The following is a 1,385-nucleotide window of genomic DNA, read 5'->3' on the forward strand; positions in this document are numbered from 1 at the left end:
GATAAAGCGGTACTTCAGTCGGGCTCCCTTGCAAAGTACCGCGCGGCCTTTTTCAGGATATCCCGTTCTTCTTCGGTACGTTTTAGCTGTGCCCGTAGTTTCAGGATCTCGCTTTTGGCTTCCAGTAAATCCCGGGCATGCTGCTCGCTGTTATCCGGTTTGATAGCCCGTAGCCACTTGTAGAGGCTGTGGGCAGAAACGCCCAGACGGTCAGATACTTCGGCAACGGAATAACCGCGTTCCGTTATCTGTCGGACGGCTTCTTCCTTAAATTCAGGTGTAAATCGTGGTGTGCCCATATGCTCCCCCTATGCTCAAACTATAGGGCAGGATCGTCTACCGGGGTGGGGTCAGTCCAACTATAGGGCAGATTTGTCTACGGGCTCGGGGGCACTCCACACCTTTAATCAGGTGGCCAAATTTACTGTGCCACTACAGTCGAACAATCACATAGAGCGATAAAATCAGACACTTCAGGACAGATTCATCCAAGAAACCGCCTCAAAGACATCAGCAGTGTCGAGGGCGTCAATTCCTTGCTGGATATTCTTATATCGGATTCCAATCGGTCGCTTAACAGACCAGTATAATTCTTGAAAGGCTTGTATTTTCCAAACGTGGAAATCCGAAAAGGTTTAGATGATATCAAGTCCAGCCCGGAATCTCAGTGAGATAAAAGGATATGATTGTCTGATACCTGATACTGACCATTTCACGGACAGAAACTGAGTAACAGTTCATATAGACAATTCCTTAACAAAAATGAGGCATATTTACCCCCTTATTTGTCGTTTCGTTCATGACAATAGACGCTATCCTACTGGAACCCTGACGTACACAGAACCAGGATACTATTATTCGACCATTTTTCTCCCGTGAGGAATGGTCTTTTTTTCATTAACTTGCCATTACCCCGATGAATTTGAAGCCCAGAATACCGGTGCATTAAGTCCTAAAAATAACGATTACCTACACATACCTCACATTTGTTACATTGCACAACAATTAAGCAACGTGGCTATCTGAACCATAAGCTGGTATGATATTTGCACACTGATGAATACATAACATCAGACAGTTTATTGAAGCGGTCCGGGGGATGTCGCCGGACCGCTTTTTTTATTTGAAGGTATTATTAACTGAAATACTGATAATGATATATTCAGAGATTTGAAGTTGTCCCTTAAAAGTACTGTAAGAAATTGATCTTTAAATACTTAATCTAAATAGGTTAGGTATGACCGTGCCCAGGGAACAGCCGTGAGGATGGATTATCGTAACTACAAATTGTGTAAACACAAAAAGAGTGGCTTTGTTGAATAAATCAGATTTCGGGTAAGTCTCCCCCGTAGCGGGTTGTGTTTTCAGGCAATACGCACGCTTTC

1 pseudogene is annotated in these 1,385 nt (G+C 43.8%); it reads right to left on the reverse strand.

The annotated features are described in order from the left end of the window. A pseudogene (locus C6A40_RS24745) lies at window positions 1-299 on the reverse strand (transposase); the annotation flags it as partial. Window positions 300-1,385: the final 1,086 nt, after the last annotated feature.

It is taken from the genome of Enterobacter sp. GER_MD16_1505_Eko_090, from assembly GCF_003331015.1.
Classification (GTDB): Bacteria; Pseudomonadota; Gammaproteobacteria; order Enterobacterales; family Enterobacteriaceae; genus Enterobacter; species Enterobacter roggenkampii.